Raw genomic sequence first — 18,563 nt, forward strand, 5'->3', positions numbered from 1 at the left:
TCTGCTAAGGAACCACCGAAAACGCACCCCCGGATCGCACTTTGAGCTCTAGGCCCGGGGATTTGTTCCGGTCTTGGGTCTACTCCGGGCAGAATCAGCAAAACCGATCACGCTGGCTGTAATCATCCTCATGCTGCAAGCCTCGGTTTGCCAACCGCGGACCCGGTGACGCTTTGCGCTGTTTATTGACGTTAACGGTGAATATGGGGGATAACCGGGCGCCTGACCGGCGCACGAGAATGGGCCCACTCTTCGAGTGGGCCCATTCCGGTGGTGCTACTGACTACGCTGCGGCGCCGCTGTCCGAGCTGTCGGAACCGCTGTCGCTGTCCGAGCTGCTGTCGCTGTCGGAGGCGGAGCTGTCGTCGCTGTCGGCCTTGGCAGCTTCGCGCTCGGCCTTCTTGGCGTCGCGCGCAGCCTTGCGGTCCTCGCGCTTGGAGGAGTAGCTGCCCTTGTCGTCGGCGTCGTCATCGCTGGCGGCGTCGTCATCGGCGGGAGCCTCGTCGTCGGCGGCCGGGGCGTCGTCGTCGGCGGCGGGAGCCTCGGCGGCCGGAGCCTCTTCCTCGGCGACCGGAGCCTCGTCCGCAGCCTCTTCCTCGCTGTCGTCGGCAACCGCAACCACGTCACCCGACGGGTCACCCGCGGGCTCGGCAGCGGAGCGCTGCGTGGCGAGAGTGGTGTCACCGGCAGCCTCGGGGGCCGGGACGATGCCGATGATGGCGTCCTCGATGTCATTCGACACGTCGATGACGAAATCGGTGCCGGTCTCGATCACACCGTTGACGATCTCGAAGCCGCTGACGATGGCATCGGCGCCGGCCTCGATCACCGCGTTGAACTGGGTGGCCAGGGTGACCGGCAGGCTGGCGATGTCCTCGGGCAGACCGACAGCGGTCAGCACGCTGGACAGCGCGGTGGCGAACGTCAGGTTCAGGTCGGTGATGACACCGGTGACGCCGTTGGTCACGTTGATGCCCAGGTTGCCCGGGATCTGCGCGACGTTGCCCACCGTGCGGACACTGGTGTTGAACGTGCCGAATCCGCCGGCGAGCAGAGCGCCGGTGGCCTCCAGGTAGTTCCCCGGGTTCAGCGGGTTGGAGCCGATGACGTCGATGGCGACCTGCAGCGAGGAGCTGACGATCTGGACGATGCCGGGAACGAAGATCTCGTCTTCGCCGTCTTCGACGTAGTAGCCATTCAGGCCACCGAGGATCTCGTTGAAACCGGTCTGGAACGCACCGAGGACGTCACCGGTGACACCGAACGCAGCGTCGCTGATGGCCTGAGCCGGCGCCAGCGTGACGCTCTGGACGGCCTGGGTGACCGCGGCGATCAGGGCGCTGCCGGTGGCGTCGGCTGCGACGTCGCTCAGGTCGGCGATGGTCGCGATGGCGTTGTCGATCTGGTCCTGGAACAGCCAGAGGCCGGTGGAAACGAAATCGAAGCCGGAGTTGCCGACGACCGAGACGGCCGACAGCGCGTTGGAGGCGATGATCTCGCCGGTGTCCACCAGGCCGGTGCTGAGGAGCCCGGCGTAGGCGCTCACCTCGAAGGGGTTGTTGAGCACGGCCACGAACGACGACAGCACGTTCGACAGCGATCCGGTGATGGTGCCGGCCAGCAGGTTGGAGAGCTGGTTTGTGGTCAGAACCAGGTTCTCGTTGAAGCCCACGACTCCGAGCTCCCCGTCGCCTTCGATCGCGATCTGCAGCGATTCGAGCCCGTAGGTGCTGCTGAGCTCCAGGGCATCCAGCAGATCCAGCAGCGTCTCGTTGGTGGTCAGGCCGCGGAGGGTGTTGTAGAAGTCCTCGTTGAGGTCGATGGCGCTACCCAGAGCGTCGGCCAGCGTCTGACCGGGCAGGCCGACGAGCTCGGCGACACCGGCGTTGAACTCCTCGAGTTCACCCTGCAGGTTCGCGAAGAACGCCTGAATTTCCGCAGGCGTAACAGTCAGTTGGATGTCGGAGACGGTGACGTTGGGGATCGTCACTGCGCGCTCATTTGCAGGGATTGCAAGAGGCGTCAGCGCGATGGCGCTAGCAGCAGTTAGCGAAATGCCGGCGGTCAGGTAGGAGCGGGCAGAGATTTGCATGATGTTCTTCCCCCTTTGGTTACGGATGGGCTGTGTGAGAGATCGTAAGCCTGATCTCAGGTTGCGTTAAGGAATCTAGCAAAATTCCTGCTTAAGAGTTTTTTGAGATGGGTGCAGACATGCTTATTGACGTTACGGAAAGGTCAATCTCTGTATCCAGCAAACGTCTTCCGGTGCCGGTACGCGCGGAAGCTAGTTGCTCTAGGTAAAAGTTGCTAGAAACGCCGGGGTCGGTGGTCTTCCCAGATAAATTGACGTTAGCGAGGCAAGCCTATGAATAACTTGCGTTCTGGCGTGGCGCAGATCACATCCGCGTCATTCGGTGCGCCTCACGCAACAGTTCTGATTTCCGGCCGCAACCTGGCCGTCACATGGAGTTACCAAGATCACACCCGTCTCCGGGGTGAGAAGTCCTCAGGAGGGATCTCCGCCGAGGATCTCGCTCAGCATCGTCGGCTCGATGTTGCCGCCAGACATGACGACCACGGTGCGCCCGGGCGGTGTTGAACCCTGCCGGTACCCCGCGAGCGCCACGGCTCCGCTCGGCTCGGCGACCAGGTGCGCGCGGTACGCGAGTTCGCGTACCGCGGAACGGATCTCGTCCTCACTCACGGTGATGATGCCGTCGAGCACCTTCTGTAGGTGCGCGAAGGTGAGGTCGGACAGCACGGATCGCAACCCGTCGGCGATCGTGCGGTTGCGGTCCTGTATCGACCACTCCACCCGCCGGCCCACCCGCAGGCCTTCGGCGGCATCAGCGGCCAGTTCGGGTTCGACGCCGTACACCGCTGCGTTGGGGCACAGCGCCTTGATCGCGGTGCCGATCCCGGACGCCAGGCCGCCACCGCTGACCGGAACGAGCACGATCTCGACATCGGGCAGGTCTTCGGCGATCTCGAGCCCTATGGTGCCCTGCCCGGCGATGATCGCGGGATGGTCGAACGGCGGCACCAGCACACCGCCGGTTTGCTCGACCAGTTCGGCAGCCACCTTCTCGCGCTGGCCCGCGCCGCACAGCACGACCTCGGCGCCGTGGTCGCGGGTCGCCCGGACCTTGATGTCGGGGGTCTCTTCAGGCATCACGATGTGCGCCGGAATCCCGTACCTGGCTGCCGCATAGGCGACGGCTTGAGCGTGGTTGCCGCTCGAGTAGGCCACCACTCCGCGGGCCCGGATGGCCTCGTCGAGACTGTCGATGGCGTTGAACGCCCCACGCACCTTGAACGCACCGATCGCCTGCAGGCTCTCCGGTTTGATCCAGAGCGGTCGATCGCTGTCGGCCCACAGCGCCGGCATGAGGGGAGTACGGATCACCGAGCCGCGGATCCGCTCTGCGGCTGCCCGGATGTCGTCGAGGCTGACCAAGTGCATGCGGCGATTCTCCCCGATTTGAACAACCGCTGGCGCAACGTCGGATTCCGGCGAAGGATGGGCGAAGACGGATTCTGTGGTCGAAAGCCGGCCAAGCTAGGGAATCCGCGCCGAAAACTCGAAAAGACGACGAAGGGCAGGGCATGAGTCTGTACGCGGTGGTTGATCCGGCGACCGGTGATGTGGTGAGGGAGTACCCGACTGCGACCGACGAGCAGATCGAGGCTGCACTGGCGTCGGCGGCCAAGGCGTTCAAGGACTGGTCGAAGTCGACGACGGTGGCCCAGCGCGCCGAGCTGATCCGCAAGGTCGCCCAACTGCACAACGAACGCAAAGACGAACTCGCCAAGATCATCCAGCGCGAGATGGGCAAGCCGCTGGATCAGTCGGTCGGTGAGGTCGAGTTCAGCGCGGCGATCTATGAGTTCTACGCCGACAACGCCGAGAAATTCCTGGCTGACGAGCCGATCGAGCTGCTCGACGGCGAAGGCAGCGCGCTGATCCGGCGCGGCCCGGTCGGGGTGCTGCTGGGCATCATGCCGTGGAACTACCCCTACTACCAGGTGGCCCGATTCGCCGGACCCAACCTGGTACTGGGCAACACCATCGTTCTCAAGCACGCCCCGCAGTGCCCCGAATCGGCGGCGGCGTTGCAGAAGATCTTCGATGACGCCGGCTATCCCGAAGGCGCCTACGTCAATGTCTATGCCACCAACGAGCAGATCGCCGAGGCGATCGCCGACCCGCGGGTGCAGGGGGTGTCGTTGACGGGTTCGGAGCGCGCCGGCGCGGCGGTGGCCGAGATCGCCGGGCGCAACCTGAAGAAGGTGGTGCTCGAACTCGGTGGCTCGGATCCGTTCATCGTGCTGTCCTCTGATGACTTGGATGCCACCGTGGAGGCCGCGGTCGACGGGCGGTTCGAGAACACCGGGCAGGCCTGCAACGCGGCCAAGCGCATCATCGTCGCCGAGAACCTCTATGACGAGTTCCTCGACAAGTTCACCGCCCAGGTCAAGGCCAAGGCCGACGGGCTGGCGCCGCTGTCGTCGGTGGCCGCCGCTGAGCGCCTGGCCGAGCAGGTTGATCGGGCGGTCGCCGACGGGGCGAACCTGGTGTCCGCGGGGGAACGCAAGGGGGCGTTTTTCCCGCCGGGTGTGCTGACCGGGGTGTCGAAGGATTCGCCGTCGTACAAGGAGGAGCTGTTCGGGCCGGTGGCCACGGTGTACAAGGTCGCCGATGAGGACGAGGCCGTCGAGTTGGCCAACGACACCCCGTTCGGGCTGGGGTCATATGTGTTCACCACCGATTCCGAGCAGGCCAAGCGGGTGGCCGACAAGATCGAGGCCGGCATGGTGTTCGTCAACGCCGTCGGCGCCGAAGGTGTCGAGCTGCCCTTCGGCGGTGTGAAACGCTCCGGCTTCGGCCGCGAACTCGGCCGCTTCGGTATCGATGAGTTCGTCAACAAGAAACTCATCCGCATCGCCGGCTGACGCGGCTCAGCTCGAGATTCACTGTAGGGCGGGATTCGGCGACGAATCCCGCCCTCATGTGACTCTCGACCGAGCGGAGGCCGTCAGAGCAGGGCGCGAACCTGCTCGGCCAGCGCGACGCCGAGGTCGCGGTTGTTCTGCTCGGTGAAGTGGATACCGTCGACGCCGTCGGTGCTGATCACCGAGCCGGCGTCGAAGAACGGCACCTTCATGAACGAGGCCAGCGCGCTGTACACCCGGGCCAACTCGGCAGTCTTCTCCCGGCCGCCCTCGAAAACCAGGTCGAACCACGGGTGCGGCATCTCGGCCAGCGGCGGCGGCGCCACGATCAGCACCTGCGGCGCCGGGTAACTGGTGCCCACCCCGCCCGCGCTGGTGAGTACCTGGGTGGCCAGCACGCCCATTCCACTGGCGATGTCGACCGGCGTGCGGTTCAGATTCACCTTGGTGTCGTTGGTGCCGAGCATCACGATCACCAGATCCAGCGGCAGGTGGCTGGCCAGGCATGCGGGTAGGTAGTTCGAACCGTTCAGGCGGGGATCGGTAGGGTCATCGGCGGTTGTGGTGCGCGCACTCAACCCCTCTTCGACAACCTCATAGCCTGGACCGAGTTCGTCGGCCAGCACCCCGGTCCAGCGCGCCTGCCGCGGAAACCGTTGGGTGGGCACACCTTCCTCGACCGGGATCCAGCCCCACGTCAACGAGTCACCGAAACACAGGATGCGTTTGTTGGTCATACCGGTCAGGCTACGGTCACGTCACGGAGGCGCAGGACCGCCCGTGAGCACCTACTATGTTGGTACGTAGACCCCCCGCCCTCGTCACCCCGGAGTAGTTTCGTGTTCCTCGATCGCCGACGTAATCGTGTTGCACTCGGCGTGTGCGCAGTGGTCGTCGTGGCAGCCGCGGTCCAAACAGGTTCCTCTGCAACACGTTTGGTGACCGAGATCGCCGCACCGCAAGCCCCGGCCGAACTTCCGCCGCCCCCGCCGGCGCCGCCTTCGGTGACGATCGTCCCCGCCGCGGATCAGCAGGGGGTCGCCCCGGTGGACGCCGTGCGCGTCACCGCCACGTCGGGCACCCTGACCGACGTCACGATGACCAACGAGTCCGGCCGCGTGGTCAGAGGCGCCTTGACTCCCGACGGTGATGCGTGGATGCCGGCGGAACCCCTGGGCTACGGCCGCACCTACGCTCTGACCGCGACCAGCCGCGGTACCGACGGCACCACCATGACGCGGACGTCGACGTTCTCGACGGTGGTGCCGGACCGGCAGGCGTCGGTCTCGTTGAACACCACCCTGGGTACGAGGCTGACCGAAGGGGCCACCTATGGGGTCGGCACCGTCATCGTCGCTCAATTCGATGCCGACATCGAAGACCGCGCGGCCGCCGAACGGCAGTTGAAGGTCACCACTTCACCCCCGGTGCAGGGGTCGTGGATGTGGATCAACGACCGGAAGGCGCACTGGCGGCCCAAGGAGTATTTCCCCGCTGGCACCAAGGTGAGCGTCAACGCCGACATCTACGGCGCGGACCTCGGTGGCGGCGTCTACGGGCAGGACGACTCCAGCGTTGATTTCACGATCGGCCGCGCGCGGGTGAGCATCGCCGACGACACCACCAAACAGGTCAGCGTCTACGAAGACGGCAAGTTGATCCGCACCATGCCGACGTCGATGGGCCGCGGCGGCACCACGACCGCCGGCGGCCGGACCATCGCGTTCTGGACCCAGCCCGGCACTTACACCGTGATGGAGAAGCAGCGCTCGGTGGTGATGGACTCCTCGACGTACGGACTACCGGTGGGCGCTTCGTCCGGGTACCGGCTCAACGTCTCCAACGCGGTCCGGATCAGCCCCGACGGCATCTATCTGCACGAGCTCGCCTCCACGGTGTGGGCGCAGGGCAGCCAGAACGTCTCGGCCGGGTGTCTCAACCTCAGCCCCGAGCACGCCGCATGGTTTTACGAATTCGCGCAGCCCGGCGATGTCGTCGAAGTGCGCAACACCGGCGGCGCTCCGCTGGAGCAATGGCAGAACGGCGACTGGAGCGTGCCGTGGGAGACCTGGTTGGCCGGCAGCGCGCTGCGCGCCTGAGCACGCGTTAGCCTCAACACGTGCAGCAACGAGGATTCGGTGATCTCGAAGCCGTTGTGATGGACCAGGTGTGGGCCAGCGATGGCGCCGTCAGCGTCCGCGAGGTGTTCGTCGAACTGGCCGCGCAGCGCGACATCGCCTACACCACCGTGATGTCGACCATGGACAACCTGCACCGCAAGGGTTGGCTGGAACGTGAACGCGACGGTAAGGCCTACCGCTACTGGGCGACGATGACCAGAGAGGAACGCTCCGCCAATCTGATGAGCGATGCGTTCCACTCGGGCGGCGACGCCGATCTGGTCCTGAGTTTCTTCCTGGGCAAGATGAACGCAGAGGAGTCCGATCAGTTGCGGGCCGCGCTGCGCAAGGTGTCGCGGCGGCGGCCGGTCTCGTGAGTGCCACTCTCTGCCTGATGTCCTACGGCGCGGTGTTGGCGTGGCTGTGCCCGGCACTGCTGGACCGGCTGACCCGCAACGGCCTGAGTCCACGACTGTCGGTCGCGGTGTGGCTGGCCGCCATCGCCGTGGCGGCCGGGGTGTGGGTGGTGGCCGGCGTCGGACTGATCGCGAACTTCACCGTCGTGCACTGGGGCGCCGACCCGGTGCGCTACTGCCTGGATGTGGTCCTGGCGGTACACCGATTCGGCTGGATCGGAGATCTGGTGCTGATCGCCGCCGCTTTCGCCGGTGTCATCGGCACCGCTCTGGCGGCCCGGCGGATCGTCCGCACCATGCGCCGGCTGTCCGCGCGCAGCTGCGAACATGCCTATGCCGCACACATGTTGGGGGCGGCCGGTGATGGCGTGGTGGTCGTGCCGTCGGACAAGCGGGCGGCTTACTGCGTGGCGGGGCGACCGTCGGCGATCGTCGTCACCTCCGCTGCGGTGTCCAGTTTGCAGGCCGACGAGCTGAGCGCCGTGCTGGCTCACGAACGTGCCCATCTGCGTGGCCGCCACCCGCAATTGATGATGCTGCTGAAGGCGCTGGCGGCCACGTTGCCGCGGCTGCCTCTGGTGCGGGTGGGCGCCGAGGCGGTGGGCCGGCTGGTCGAGATGTCCGCCGACGATGCCGCCGCCCGCCGGCACGGCCGCGACACCTTGCTCGGCGGACTGCTGGCGTTGGCGGGTCAGCCGCGGGCGACGGGCACCGCGCTGGCCGCCGGCGATACCGCGATTCTGGCGCGGGCTATGCGGCTGGCCGACCCCGCCGGTGTAGGCGCGCGGCTGCGGCAGCAGATGGTCCTGGTGGCGGTGCTCGCGACGGTGATCGTGGCGCCGGTGACGCTGCTGGTGCTGGCACATTCCTGACAGCTGTTCAGAAAACGAAGTTTGACGATCGCTCAGCGCGTCTAATTGAAGGCATGCAACTCATCTCGCCGACCGATTCCATCTTTCTCGTCGGCGAATCACGCGAACATCCCATGCACGTCGGTGGGTTGCAGCTCTACCAGCCACCAGAAGGCGCGGGCGTGGACTTCGTCCGCGAGATCTACCAGGGGATGATCGCCCACACCGAGTTCCAGCCGACGTTCCGCAAGCACCCGTCGACCATTCTCGGTGGCATCGCCAACCTCGGATGGGCGTTCGACGAGGAGATCGACATCGACTACCACCTACGGCGGTCGGCTTTGCCGCAGCCCGGCCGGGTTCGGGACCTACTGGAGATGGTGTCGCGGGTGCACGGCACTCTGTTGGATCGGCACCGCCCGCTGTGGGAGGCCTACCTGATCGAGGGCCTCAACGACGGCCGGTTCGCGGTGTACACCAAGGTGCACCACTCGCTCATCGACGGGGTGTCGGCGCTCAAACTCACCGAACGGACCCTCAGCGAGGACCCGGCCGACACTCAGGTCCGGGTGCCGTGGGACCTGCCGCCCAAGTCCCGGGCCAGAAACAGCGACGGCGCCGGCACACTCGCCACCGTCGCTGGAACCGCGAGTTCGCTTGCCGCCCTTGTCCCCTCCACCCTCGGGCTGGCGCGGGCGGCGTTGCTCGAACAGCAGCTGACGCTGCCGTTCGCCGCGCCGAAGACCATGTTCAACGTCAACATCGGCGGCGCGCGACGCGTTGCTGCCCAGTCGTGGTCACTGGAACGCATCCACCGGGTCAAGTCCGCGGCCGGTGTCACGGTCAACGATGCCATCCTGGCGATGTGTGCCGGTGCGCTGCGGGCCTATCTGCTGGAACACAGCGAACTTCCGGACGCCCCGTTGATCGCCATGGTGCCGGTCAGCATGCGTGAGGACGACGACGCCGACGGCGGCGGCAACCAGGTGGGTGCCATCCTGTGCAACCTGGCGACCAATGTGGACGACCCGGCTGCCCGGTTGGACGTGATCGGCGAATCCATGCGCAGCAACAAGAAGGTGTTCTCCGAGCTGCCCAAGGTGCAGGCACTGGCGTTGTCTGCGGTCAACATCGCGGCGCTGGGTCTGGCCATGGTGCCGGGTTTCGTCGGGACCACACGGCCACCTTTCAACATCGTGATCTCCAATGTCCCCGGCCCGCGTAAACCGTTGTACTGGAACGGGGCCCGGCTCAACGGCAACTACCCGTTCTCGATCGCACTGGACGGTCAGGCACTGAACATCACCATGGCCAACAACGGGGACAACCTGGACTTCGGGCTGGTGGGGTGCCGCCGCAGCGTCCCGCATCTGCAACGGCTGCTCGGGCATCTGGAGGACTCGCTCAAGGATCTCGAGCGAGCGGTGGGGGCTTAGCAGTGACCGGCTTAGACTACGCGGGTGCCGAAGCTGAGCGCAGGTCTGCTGCTGTACCGGACGGGCGACGAGGGCCTCGAGGTGTTGATCGCTCATCCCGGTGGGCCGTTCTGGGCGCGAAAAGACGACGGCGCCTGGTCGATTCCCAAGGGGGAGTACGGCACTGACGAGGATCCGTGGGAGGCGGCGCAGCGTGAGTTCGCCGAAGAGCTCGGTCTAGCGGTCCCGGAAGGCCCCCGCGCCGATCTGGGGGAGGTGCGCCAAGCCGGCGGAAAAGTCGTGTCGGCCTTCGCCATTTGCGCTGATCTGGATGTCACCGAGGCCCGCAGCAACACCTTCGAGATGGAGTGGCCCCCGCGGTCTGGACGCATGCAGGAGTTCCCCGAGGTGGACCGGGTGGCGTGGGTGACTGTCGAGGTGGCCAGGGCCAAGCTGCTCAAAGGGCAGTTGCCGATTCTGGATCGACTGATCGCCACCCTGGCCTGAGGCCACATGGTCGAGCGGCGGCACCCATAGGTGCCGCCGCTCGAACGATGCTGTGACGACCGGACTTACGGGCAGGTCACCGCGAGCTCGAACGGTTTGGTCACCGGCTGCGTCGGGTTGGCCATGTCGATTCCGGTGGCGCTGCCGCTGATCTTGTAGGTGTTGCCGTCCTTCTCTGCGGACGCTTCACCACCGGGCACACCTTCGGTGTAGCCGAGGGCGACGCCGTTGACATTGCCCAGACCAACCTGTTTGACCACCGGCGGGTCGGCCTCGGTGACTTGGGCGCCGATTCCCTGGGTCGCGTTGCCGATCGCGATCTGGATGTTGCCGCCGAGATTGGTGCACACCGCCTGGCCTTCGATGTTCTGCTCTTGGCCGTCGATGGTGACCGTGGCCGCACCGGGCGGAGGGTTGCCCTTGGCGACGTCGGTGGCGGAAGTGATGACGCTGGTCGCCGAACTCGCTCCGCTCTCGACGGTTTCCGTCGCCGAGGACACGCTTTCTTCAGCAGATTTGTCACCGGAGCAGCCGACCAGACCCGCGACCACAATGGCCGCGCCGCCCACGGCGACTCCTAACGCACGCTTCACCAGTGTTTCTCCTTCGTATCGGGACCCGTCAACACTGACGGACCTCTCAGCAGTATGGGTGGCCGCTGAGGTCCGGTTCGGAGATTGCCCAAAACTCGGCCGGGTATGCCTCAGCAGGCCGCCTTGATCTCGAAGGTGCCCTCGGTGCGGAAGCTCGGTTTCTCGGTGTCGAACCCGTCGGCGCGACCGCTGATGGAATAGGTGTTGCCCGTCATCTCGACCTCGGCGCTGCCCCCGAGATCAAGGTTGTAGCTACCGGTGAACCCGCCGAGGTCCCTGATGTACACCGACTGCGCGGTCAGTCCTTCGGCGTTGGACACCACCGACGTGCTGCCCGAGGTCTCGGTGCCGGTGGTGATCGTCATCAACGGGCCGGCGGAGGTGCACTGCACAGACGTGACCTCGCCGACAGGACGATCGTTGATGGTGATGCTCGCCGTACCCGGTGTCAGCGCGCCGGGCGCCAGCGGCTGCTGCTCGGCATCGGACGAACAGCCCACGGCAGTGGCGGTCAGCAAGGCGGCCGCGGCCACACAGACTCCGTTGTTCACCCGACGAATGTAACGAGGCGATGCGGTTCCGTCCGGGGTTCGTGCATCTGGACTCGCCGCCTCGTCGCCCGGCTCGTGCCTCGCCGCCTCGTCGCCCGGCGGGTTCGATGGCGCCGGCTCTCCTCCCCGGCTCGTGCCTCGCCGCCTCGTCGCCCGGCGCGTCCCCAGTGTTGAATACCTGCTGTGACGGACGGCTTCTTCTCGGTACACGATGTCCTACCCGGTGAACGTGGACGCACGGGTGTGATCCACACCCCCCACGGGGACATCCACACCCCCGCGTTCGTCGCGGTGGGTACCAAGGCCACGGTCAAAGCGGTGTTGCCGGAGACCATGAAATCGCTTGGTGCGCAGGCAGTTCTGGCCAACGCCTATCATCTGTACCTGCAACCGGGGCCCGATGTGGTCGACGAGGCCGGCGGTCTCGGCGCTTTCATGAACTGGGACGGCCCGACGTTCACCGACAGCGGCGGTTTCCAGGTGCTGTCGCTGGGGTCGGGTTTCCGCAAGGTGCTGGCCATGGACACCACCCGTGTCCAGGCCGACGACATCATCGCCGAGGGCAAGGACCGTCTGGCCCGGGTGGACGACGACGGTGTGACGTTCACCTCGCACCTCGACGGATCGACGCACCGTTTCACCCCCGAAGTGTCGATGCAGATCCAGCATCAACTGGGCGCCGACATCATCTTCGGGTTCGATGAGCTCACCACCCTGGTCAACACCCGCAGCTACCAGGAATCGTCGGTCGAGCGCACCCATCAGTGGGCCATCCGCTGCCTGGCCGAGCACCGGCGCCTCACCGAGGAGCGGCACACCAAGCCGTATCAGGCGTTGTTCGGGGTGGTGCAGGGCGCGCAGTACGAAGACCTGCGCCGGCAGGCCACCCGCGGCCTGGTGGGGCTCAGGGATTCCGACGGGCGCGGCTTCGACGGCTACGGCATCGGCGGGGCGCTGGAGAAACAGAACCTGGCCACCATCGTCGGCTGGGTGACCGACGAGCTGCCCGAGGACAAGCCGCGGCACCTGTTGGGCATCAGCGAGCCCGACGATCTGTTCTCCGCGGTCGAGGCGGGTGCTGACACCTTCGACTGCGTGTCGCCGTCGCGGGTGGCGCGCAACGCGGCCATCTACTCGGCCACCGGCCGGTACAACATCACCGGCGCCCGCTACAAACGCGATTTCACCCCGCTCGACGCCGAGTGCGACTGCTACACCTGCGGCCACTACACCCGGGCCTACCTGCATCACCTGTTCAAGGCCAAGGAGATGCTGGCCTCGACGCTGGCCACCATCCACAACGAGCGGTTCATCATCCGTCTCGTCGATCAGATCCGGGGCTCGATCAGCGACGGCCGGTTCACCGAACTGCGCGAACACGTGCTGGGTCGCTATTACGGGGCCAAGAACGCGCCGTCGCGTTGATCTCGGCGCAGCGCTGACCAGCACCATCTTCAACGCGTGCACAATAAGACCATGGATGGTGCACTCGCCGAATCCCAGGAGCTGCTGCTGCGACTGCTCGATCCGGGTAATCGCGCCGATCCCTACCCGCTCTACGGAGAGATCCGTGACCGCGGTCCGCTGCTGCTGCCCGATATCAACCTCGTGGTGTTCTCCGGGTACGACGACTGCTTCGATGTGCTGCGCCACCCGGACTCGGCCAGCGACCGGCTCAAGTCGACCGTCGCCCAGCAGGCCATCGCCAACGGTGAGCCGGCCCGGCCGTTCGGGCCGCCGGGCTTCCTGTTCCTCGACCCGCCGGATCACACCCGGCTGCGCAAACTGGCGCAGAAGGCGTTCGCGCCGAAAGTGGTCAAGGCGATGGAAACCGAGATCGCCGTACTGGTCGATGCCCTACTCGACAAGGTGGCGGCCGCAGGCGAATTCGACGTGATCACCGACCTGGCGTATCCCCTGCCGGTGGCCGTGATCTGCCGGCTGCTCGGGGTGCCGTTGGAGGACGAGCCCGAATTCTCGCACGCCTCAGCGTTGTTGGCGCGGTCTCTGGATCCCTTCATCACCTTCACCGGCGAAGTGCCCGACGACATGGACGAACGCCTCCAGGCGGGTCTGTGGCTGCGGCAGTACCTGCGCGACCTGATCGCGCGGCGGCGGGCTGACCCGGGCGAGGACCTGATGTCGCGGCTGATCGCCGCCGAGGAGGACGGTGATCAGCTCACCGAGGACGAGATCGTGGCCACGTGCAACCTGCTGTTGATCGCCGGTCACGAAACCACGGTCAATCTGATCGCCAACGCCATCCTGGCGATGCTGCGGGAGCCGCGGCACTGGGCCTCGTTGGCCTCCGACCCCACCCATGCCTCCGCCGTGATCGAGGAGACGCTGCGCTACGACCCGCCGGTGCAGTTGGTGGGCCGCATCGCAGCCGAGGACCTCGACATCAATGGCACGACGGTGCCCAAGGGGGATACCGCGATGCTGCTTCTGGCTGCGGCGCAACGGGATCCGTCGGCGTTCGTCGACCCCGATGTATTCGACCCGCACCGTGCCTCGATCAAACACCTGGCCTTCGGCCACGGCGCGCACTTCTGCCTCGGTGCGCCGCTGGCCCGGCTGGAGGCGCAGTTGGCGCTGACGATGGTGACGGCGCGGTTCCCCGATGCCGAGTTGGCCGGACCCGCCGAGTACAAGCCGAACCTGACCCTGCGCGGCCTGTCCACGCAGCGAATCACCATCTAGTCCGCGGTCGAGGTTTGACTAGCCCAGCGCGTCGATGACCTCGGCGGCGGCCCGTTCGCCGGCGTCCACCGCGCCCTCCATGTAAGCACTCCAGAAGGTCGCGGTATCGGTGGAGGCCCAGTGGATCGCCCCGATGGGTGTGGACAGCGCCGAGCCGTAGGTGGTCCACACGTGCGGACCGTGGTTGGCGTTGTAACAGCCCCGCGTCCACTGCCGGTCCGACCATTCCCCGTCGACGTAGGCGTCGGGATGTGCTGCCGCAGTTCCGTAGTGGCGCACCAGCTCGTCGGTCAGCAGTTGGCGGCGCTGCGCCTGCGGCAGCTGGCCGTACCTGCGGGCCTCGTCGCCTTCGAGGAACATCAGGATCACGCCGTGGTCGTCGCCGGGGATGCAGGTGTCGTTCGACATCCGGGCCGGTCCGATGTCGGAGATCAGTTGTCCATTGAAACCATCTGCGCGCCAGAAGGGTTCGCTGTAGACGAAGAACGCCTTCATCGCCGAACCGTTGGGCATCCGCTGGGTCAGCTGATCCCGCACGCCGGGCAGCGGCGGGTCATACATGATGCGCCCCGCCAGCGTCGGCGAGATGGCGACTATGACCCGGCGACCCCGCACCACCTGCCCACCACGGCAGGTCACCGTGACCTCGGTGGCGCTGTGTTCGATCAGCTGCACCGGCGCTTGGAGCACGATGTGCTCGGAGATCAACGCCGCCAACCGCTTTGGTATCTCACCGGTACCACCGACGAATCGGGTGGTCTGCGCGCCGCCTTCGGATTCGGCGAACAGCTCCGAGGTCACGCCGCAGGTCTGGATGGTGAACAGGAGATGCAGGAACGACACTTCGGCGGTCGGTACAGCCAGGATGCCGACGGTGCAGATCTCGACCAGAGTGCGCGCCACCGGTGAAAGGCTTTGGCTGTCATACCAATAGCCGGCGGTGATGGTATCCCACTCCAGCGCTCGGGGCGCCTCCCACGGTGCCTGCACGGGTACCTCGGCGGCAAGCTCGTCGAGCCGTCGCAGCACCTTCTCCAGTTCGGCGAGTTCGTCGGCGAACCGGGTGTGGAACTCGTGTTCCCGCAGTACCCCGGTGCCCCCGAGTTCGTAGGACGTCTCCCCTTGGTCGTACTGCGGGTAGGTCTCGACGCCGAGTTCGGCGGCCAGGGCGAACATCCGCTGATGGGTGTCACCGATCCATTGCGCGCCGATCTCGACCGGCACACCGGGCAGTACCTCCTCGGTGAGGATGCGTCCCCCTACCCGGTCGTCAGCCTCGAGCACCAGGGGCCGCAGACCTGCGGCCAGCAGCGTCCGTGCGGCGATCATTCCGGAAAGGCCGGCACCGACGATGATGACATCTGCTTCTCTGGCCGCTGGCATGCAGGCCATCTTCTATGGCGCGAGCGCACGTCTTTGTACGCGACACGCCGCGCCGGGGCGTACAGACACGCTCGGTCGGCCTTTAGAGGGGGTTGAGGATTCGCTGCAGGAACTGCCGCGTCCGCTCCTCTTTCGGGTCGCCGATCACCGCTTCGGGCGGGCCCTTCTCCAGGATCACGCCGCGGTCGGTGAACAGCACCTGGCTGGAAACCTGACGGGCGAACTGGATCTCGTGGGTGACGACCACCAGCGTCCAGCCCTCGACGGCCAGGTCCTTGATGACCGAGAGCACCTCGCCGACGAGTTCGGGGTCCAGCGCCGAAGTCGGTTCATCGAAGAGCACCAGCTTGGGTTTGAGTGCCAGGGCCCGGGCGATACCGACGCGCTGCTGCTGACCACCGGAGAGCTGATACGGGTACTGGTCCTTCTTCTCGGCGAGCCCGACCTGAGACAGCAGTTCGAGAGCCTCGGCGACCGCCTCGTCCTTGGGCCGTTTCTGCACGATCACCGGTCCCTCGATGATGTTCTGCAGCACCGTCTTGTGCGGGAAAAGGTTGTGCGACTGGAACACGAACCCGCTGCGTGACTGGAACTTGCGGATCTCGGGTTTCGGTGTCGGCGTGGCGAAGTCGATCTCGACGTCGTCCACGCGGATGACGCCGGCGTCGGCGCGGTCGAGCGCATTCAGCGTGCGCAACAACGTCGTCTTCCCGGATCCCGACGGGCCGATGATCGCCGTGGCGGTGCCTGCGGGCACCTCGAAACTCACACCTTTGAGCACCTTGTTGTCGCCGAACGCCTTCTCCACGCCTTGGGCGACGACTCGGTACTCCACTTCTTCTGAAGAAGTCATCGGACCACATACCTTTCCAGCCGGCGTTCCAACCGACTCTGGCCGAACGACAACACCAGGCAGATCACCCAGTAGTAGATCGCGGCGGTGCCGTACAGGGCGAAGAACTCGAATGTCGGCGCGGCGATGATCTGCGCCTGCCGCAGCAGCTCGGTGACCAGGATGGTCGAGGCCAGCGAGGTGTCTTTGACCAGCGAGATCAGGGTGTTCGACAGCGGCGGCACCGCCACCCGCGACGCCTGCGGCAAGATGATCCGTCGCAGTGCGCCCACGTAGTTGAAGCCGATGGTCTCGGCGGCCTCCCACTGACCCTTGGGGATGCTCTGGATCGCTGAGCGGATGATCTCCGCCGCGTAACCACCGACGTTCAACGAGAAGGCGATGACCGCCGCCGGGAACGGATCGATCTTCACCCCGAACTCGGGGAGCGCGTAGAACACGATGAACAGCTGCACCAGCAGCGGTGTGCCCCGGATGATCGAGATGTAGAACCGCGCGACATTGGTCAGGATCACGTTCGGCGACAGCCGGGCCAGCGCCACCGCCAGTGCGATGACCAAGCCGATGGCGAAGCTGATGATCGTCAGCGGGATCGTCATCGTCAGGGCCGCCTTGGCCAGCGGCCACAGGTTGTCGAGTACCAGCTGCAATGCCGAGCGGACCTGCGGCGGGTTCTCGCCCTCGGCCGCCTGCGGGGTGCCCTGGGTACCAGTCGCGTCGGCCTTCAGGTATTTCTGCGAGATCTCGGTGAGCTTGCCGTCGGCCCGCAGTTCGTCGAGCGCCCCGTTCAGTTCCGGCAGGAACCCACTGTCCTTGCGGGCGGCGAAACCCTGCTCGCTCTTTTCCCCGGTCTGCGCGGCGATCTTGACCGACGTGTCCCCGGTCTCGGCGAGGTAGGCGTACACGGCGATGCTGTCGTTGACGGTGGCATCAACGCGGCCCTGGTTGAGCAGGGTGATCGCCTGGGCGAAACCCTCGACGCCTTCGACGGTCGCGCCGGCGTCCCGCGCGACCTGCGCCCAGTTGCTGGTGATCGACTGGGCGGTGGTCTTGCCCTTGAGATCGTCCAGCGAGGTGATCGAGTCGTCATCGGCTCGGGTGACGATCACCCCCTCGCCGATCGAATACGGCGACGACAGGTCGTATTTCGCCTGCCGTTCCGGGTTGATGGTCACCTCGTTGGCCACGATGTCGAAGCGGTTGGCCTCCAGCGCGGCGAAGATCGAGTCCCATGGGGTCTCGACGAACTGAACGGGGACGCCCAGTTTCTCTCCGACGGCCCTGGCGACGTCGACGTCGTATCCGGTGAGTTCACCGGTCGCCGGATCGTGGTAGCTGAACGGCGAGTACGTGCCCTCGGTGCCGACCCGTAACACCCCGGCCGTCCGGATCGGGGTGGTCGCGGGTGCCCCCGTGGCGTCGGCCTTGAGGTAGCGCTGCGAGATCTCCGACAGGGTGCCGTCGGCGCGCAGTTCGCTCAGTGCGTTGTTGAGTTCCGGGAGGTAGCCGCTGTCCTTGCGGGCGGCGAAGCCCTGTTCGCTCTTCTCGCCGACGGTGCCGGCGATCTTCACGGACTTGTCGCCCGTTTCGGCGAGGTAGGCGTACACGGCGATGCTGTCGTTGATGACGACGTCGACGCGGCCCTGGTTGAGCAGGGTGATGGCCTGGGTGAAGCCTTCGACGGCCTCGACGTTGGCGCCGGCGTTGCGGGCGACCTCCGACCAGTTGCTGGTGGCGTTCTCGGCGGCGGTCTTGCCCCTGATGTCGGCCAGCGACTTGATCGAGTTGTCGTCGGCCCGCGTCACGATGACGCCCTCACCGACGGTGTACGGCTGGGACAGGTCGTACTTGCCCTGACGTTCGGGGTTGATGGTCACCTGGTTGGCGACGATGTCGAAGCGGTTGGCCTCCAGCGCGGCGAACATCGAATCCCACGGGGTCTCGACGAATTCGACCGGCACGCCCAGCTTCTCGCCGACGGCCTTGGCGACGTCGACGTCGTAGCCGACGAGTTCGCCGGTGGCGGGGTCGTGATAGCTGAAGGGTGAGTAGACGCCTTCGGTGCCGACGCGCAGCACGCCGGCGGCCTTGATCGGCTCGTCACTGGTGTCGTCCGATGAGCTGCAGCCGGCCGCGCCGAGAACCACCGCGGCGACGAGGAAGACGGCAAGCAGCGCCCGCCGGAAGTATCCGAACATCGGCGGAAACTACCAACTCC

The 18,563-nt window shown here is 66.1% G+C and carries 16 protein-coding genes and 1 pseudogene; 8 read left to right on the top strand and 9 right to left on the bottom strand.

The genetic code is table 11. The features are described 5' to 3' along the window. Positions 1–283: 283 nt before the first annotated feature. Together AC3A6P_RS21325 and AC3A6P_RS21330 are read right to left on the bottom strand one after the other, a co-directional pair. Positions 284–1,990, bottom strand: coding sequence for a hypothetical protein (locus tag AC3A6P_RS21325; protein WP_487693746.1), 1,707 nt, complete (start codon positions 1,988–1,990; stop codon positions 284–286). A 516-nt stretch (positions 1,991–2,506) separates the two neighbouring features. Beyond that, on the bottom strand, positions 2,507–3,463 hold the full coding sequence (locus AC3A6P_RS21330; RefSeq protein WP_487693747.1) for a threonine ammonia-lyase: 957 nt from the start codon (positions 3,461–3,463) through the stop codon (positions 2,507–2,509). 143 nt (positions 3,464–3,606) lie between these two features. On the opposite strand from AC3A6P_RS21330, the gene AC3A6P_RS21335 reads away from it, so the two are divergent. Further along, positions 3,607–4,953, top strand: a complete 1,347-nt coding sequence (locus AC3A6P_RS21335; protein ID WP_487693748.1) for an NAD-dependent succinate-semialdehyde dehydrogenase — start codon at positions 3,607–3,609, stop codon at positions 4,951–4,953. 83 nt (positions 4,954–5,036) lie between these two features. On the opposite strand, the gene AC3A6P_RS21340 is transcribed toward AC3A6P_RS21335, so the two are convergent. Next, positions 5,037–5,690: an SGNH/GDSL hydrolase family protein gene (locus AC3A6P_RS21340; protein ID WP_487693749.1), complete on the bottom strand. Its 654-nt coding sequence runs from the start codon at positions 5,688–5,690 to the stop codon at positions 5,037–5,039. A 102-nt stretch (positions 5,691–5,792) separates the two neighbouring features. Between AC3A6P_RS21340 and AC3A6P_RS21345 the strand changes: the two genes are divergently transcribed. Genes AC3A6P_RS21345 through AC3A6P_RS21365 form a run of 5 tightly spaced genes read left to right on the top strand, consistent with a single transcriptional unit; the run spans position 5,793 to position 10,262 of the window. After that, the gene (locus AC3A6P_RS21345; protein ID WP_487693750.1) at positions 5,793–7,052 is read left to right on the top strand and encodes a L,D-transpeptidase; all 1,260 of its coding nucleotides are present in this window, start codon (positions 5,793–5,795) and stop codon (positions 7,050–7,052) included. Between the two features lie 20 nt (positions 7,053–7,072). After that, entirely contained in the window at positions 7,073–7,450 is a 378-nt protein-coding gene (locus AC3A6P_RS21350; protein WP_487693751.1) for a BlaI/MecI/CopY family transcriptional regulator, read from the top strand. Next, on the top strand, positions 7,447–8,361 hold the full coding sequence (locus AC3A6P_RS21355; RefSeq protein ID WP_487693752.1) for a M56 family metallopeptidase: 915 nt from the start codon (positions 7,447–7,449) through the stop codon (positions 8,359–8,361). The genes AC3A6P_RS21350 and AC3A6P_RS21355 overlap by 4 nt, the downstream gene beginning before the upstream one ends. A gap of 53 nt (positions 8,362–8,414) precedes the next feature. Then, positions 8,415–9,776 (top strand): WS/DGAT/MGAT family O-acyltransferase, encoded by a 1,362-nt coding sequence (locus tag AC3A6P_RS21360; protein WP_487693754.1) that lies wholly within the window; start codon positions 8,415–8,417, stop codon positions 9,774–9,776. A gap of 24 nt (positions 9,777–9,800) precedes the next feature. Then, the gene (locus AC3A6P_RS21365) at positions 9,801–10,262 is read left to right on the top strand and encodes an NUDIX hydrolase (RefSeq protein WP_487693755.1); all 462 of its coding nucleotides are present in this window, start codon (positions 9,801–9,803) and stop codon (positions 10,260–10,262) included. 65 nt (positions 10,263–10,327) lie between these two features. Here the strand turns inward: AC3A6P_RS21365 and AC3A6P_RS21370 are convergent, their stop codons facing one another. Both AC3A6P_RS21370 and AC3A6P_RS21375 read right to left on the bottom strand, forming a co-directional pair. Next, positions 10,328–10,855: a lipoprotein LpqH gene (locus AC3A6P_RS21370; RefSeq protein WP_487693756.1), complete on the bottom strand. Its 528-nt coding sequence runs from the start codon at positions 10,853–10,855 to the stop codon at positions 10,328–10,330. A gap of 110 nt (positions 10,856–10,965) precedes the next feature. Then, on the bottom strand, positions 10,966–11,406 hold the full coding sequence (locus AC3A6P_RS21375; RefSeq protein WP_487693758.1) for a lipoprotein LpqH: 441 nt from the start codon (positions 11,404–11,406) through the stop codon (positions 10,966–10,968). Between the two features lie 183 nt (positions 11,407–11,589). Here AC3A6P_RS21375 and tgt point away from each other — a divergent pair, with 183 nt between their 5' ends. Together tgt and AC3A6P_RS21385 are read left to right on the top strand one after the other, a co-directional pair. After that, positions 11,590–12,831, top strand: a complete 1,242-nt coding sequence (gene tgt, locus AC3A6P_RS21380) for a tRNA guanosine(34) transglycosylase Tgt (protein ID WP_487693759.1) — start codon at positions 11,590–11,592, stop codon at positions 12,829–12,831. A 51-nt stretch (positions 12,832–12,882) separates the two neighbouring features. Then, positions 12,883–14,109, top strand: a complete 1,227-nt coding sequence (locus tag AC3A6P_RS21385; protein ID WP_487693760.1) for a cytochrome P450 — start codon at positions 12,883–12,885, stop codon at positions 14,107–14,109. Positions 14,110–14,127: 18 nt separating this feature from the next. Here AC3A6P_RS21385 and AC3A6P_RS21390 read toward each other — a convergent pair whose 3' ends face one another. The 4 genes and pseudogenes from AC3A6P_RS21390 to AC3A6P_RS21405 form a co-directional block, all read right to left on the bottom strand. Continuing rightward, positions 14,128–15,492, bottom strand: a complete 1,365-nt coding sequence (locus AC3A6P_RS21390; RefSeq protein ID WP_487693761.1) for a flavin monoamine oxidase family protein — start codon at positions 15,490–15,492, stop codon at positions 14,128–14,130. An 82-nt stretch (positions 15,493–15,574) separates the two neighbouring features. Continuing rightward, complete coding sequence (locus AC3A6P_RS21395) at positions 15,575–16,345, bottom strand: amino acid ABC transporter ATP-binding protein (RefSeq protein WP_487693762.1); 771 nt, start codon at positions 16,343–16,345, stop codon at positions 15,575–15,577. Beyond that, positions 16,342–17,790 carry an ABC transporter permease subunit gene (locus tag AC3A6P_RS21400; RefSeq protein ID WP_487693963.1) on the bottom strand — a complete coding sequence of 483 codons (1,449 nt, stop codon included), beginning with the start codon at positions 17,788–17,790 and terminating at the stop codon, positions 16,342–16,344. The genes AC3A6P_RS21395 and AC3A6P_RS21400 overlap by 4 nt, the downstream gene beginning before the upstream one ends. Then, a pseudogene (locus tag AC3A6P_RS21405) lies at positions 17,782–18,543 on the bottom strand (amino acid ABC transporter substrate-binding protein); the annotation flags it as partial. The pseudogene AC3A6P_RS21405 and the gene AC3A6P_RS21400, both read right to left, overlap by 9 nt. Between the last annotated feature and the right edge of the window lie 20 nt (positions 18,544–18,563).

This window comes from Mycobacterium sp. Soil_C_30 (assembly GCF_057656995.1).

Bases quoted from the DNA above. Each gene is read 5' to 3' on its own strand.
- AC3A6P_RS21385 (WP_487693760.1), top strand. From the start codon at position 12,883: ATGGATGGTGCACTCGCCGAATCCCAGGAGCTGCTGCTGCGACTGCTC.
- AC3A6P_RS21340 (WP_487693749.1), bottom strand. From the start codon at position 5,690: ATGACCAACAAACGCATCCTGTGTTTCGGTGACTCGTTGACGTGGGGC.
- AC3A6P_RS21335 (WP_487693748.1), top strand. From the start codon at position 3,607: ATGAGTCTGTACGCGGTGGTTGATCCGGCGACCGGTGATGTGGTGAGG.
- AC3A6P_RS21395 (WP_487693762.1), bottom strand. From the start codon at position 16,345: ATGACTTCTTCAGAAGAAGTGGAGTACCGAGTCGTCGCCCAAGGCGTG.
- AC3A6P_RS21360 (WP_487693754.1), top strand. From the start codon at position 8,415: ATGCAACTCATCTCGCCGACCGATTCCATCTTTCTCGTCGGCGAATCA.
- AC3A6P_RS21390 (WP_487693761.1), bottom strand. From the start codon at position 15,492: ATGCCAGCGGCCAGAGAAGCAGATGTCATCATCGTCGGTGCCGGCCTT.
- AC3A6P_RS21330 (WP_487693747.1), bottom strand. From the start codon at position 3,463: ATGCACTTGGTCAGCCTCGACGACATCCGGGCAGCCGCAGAGCGGATC.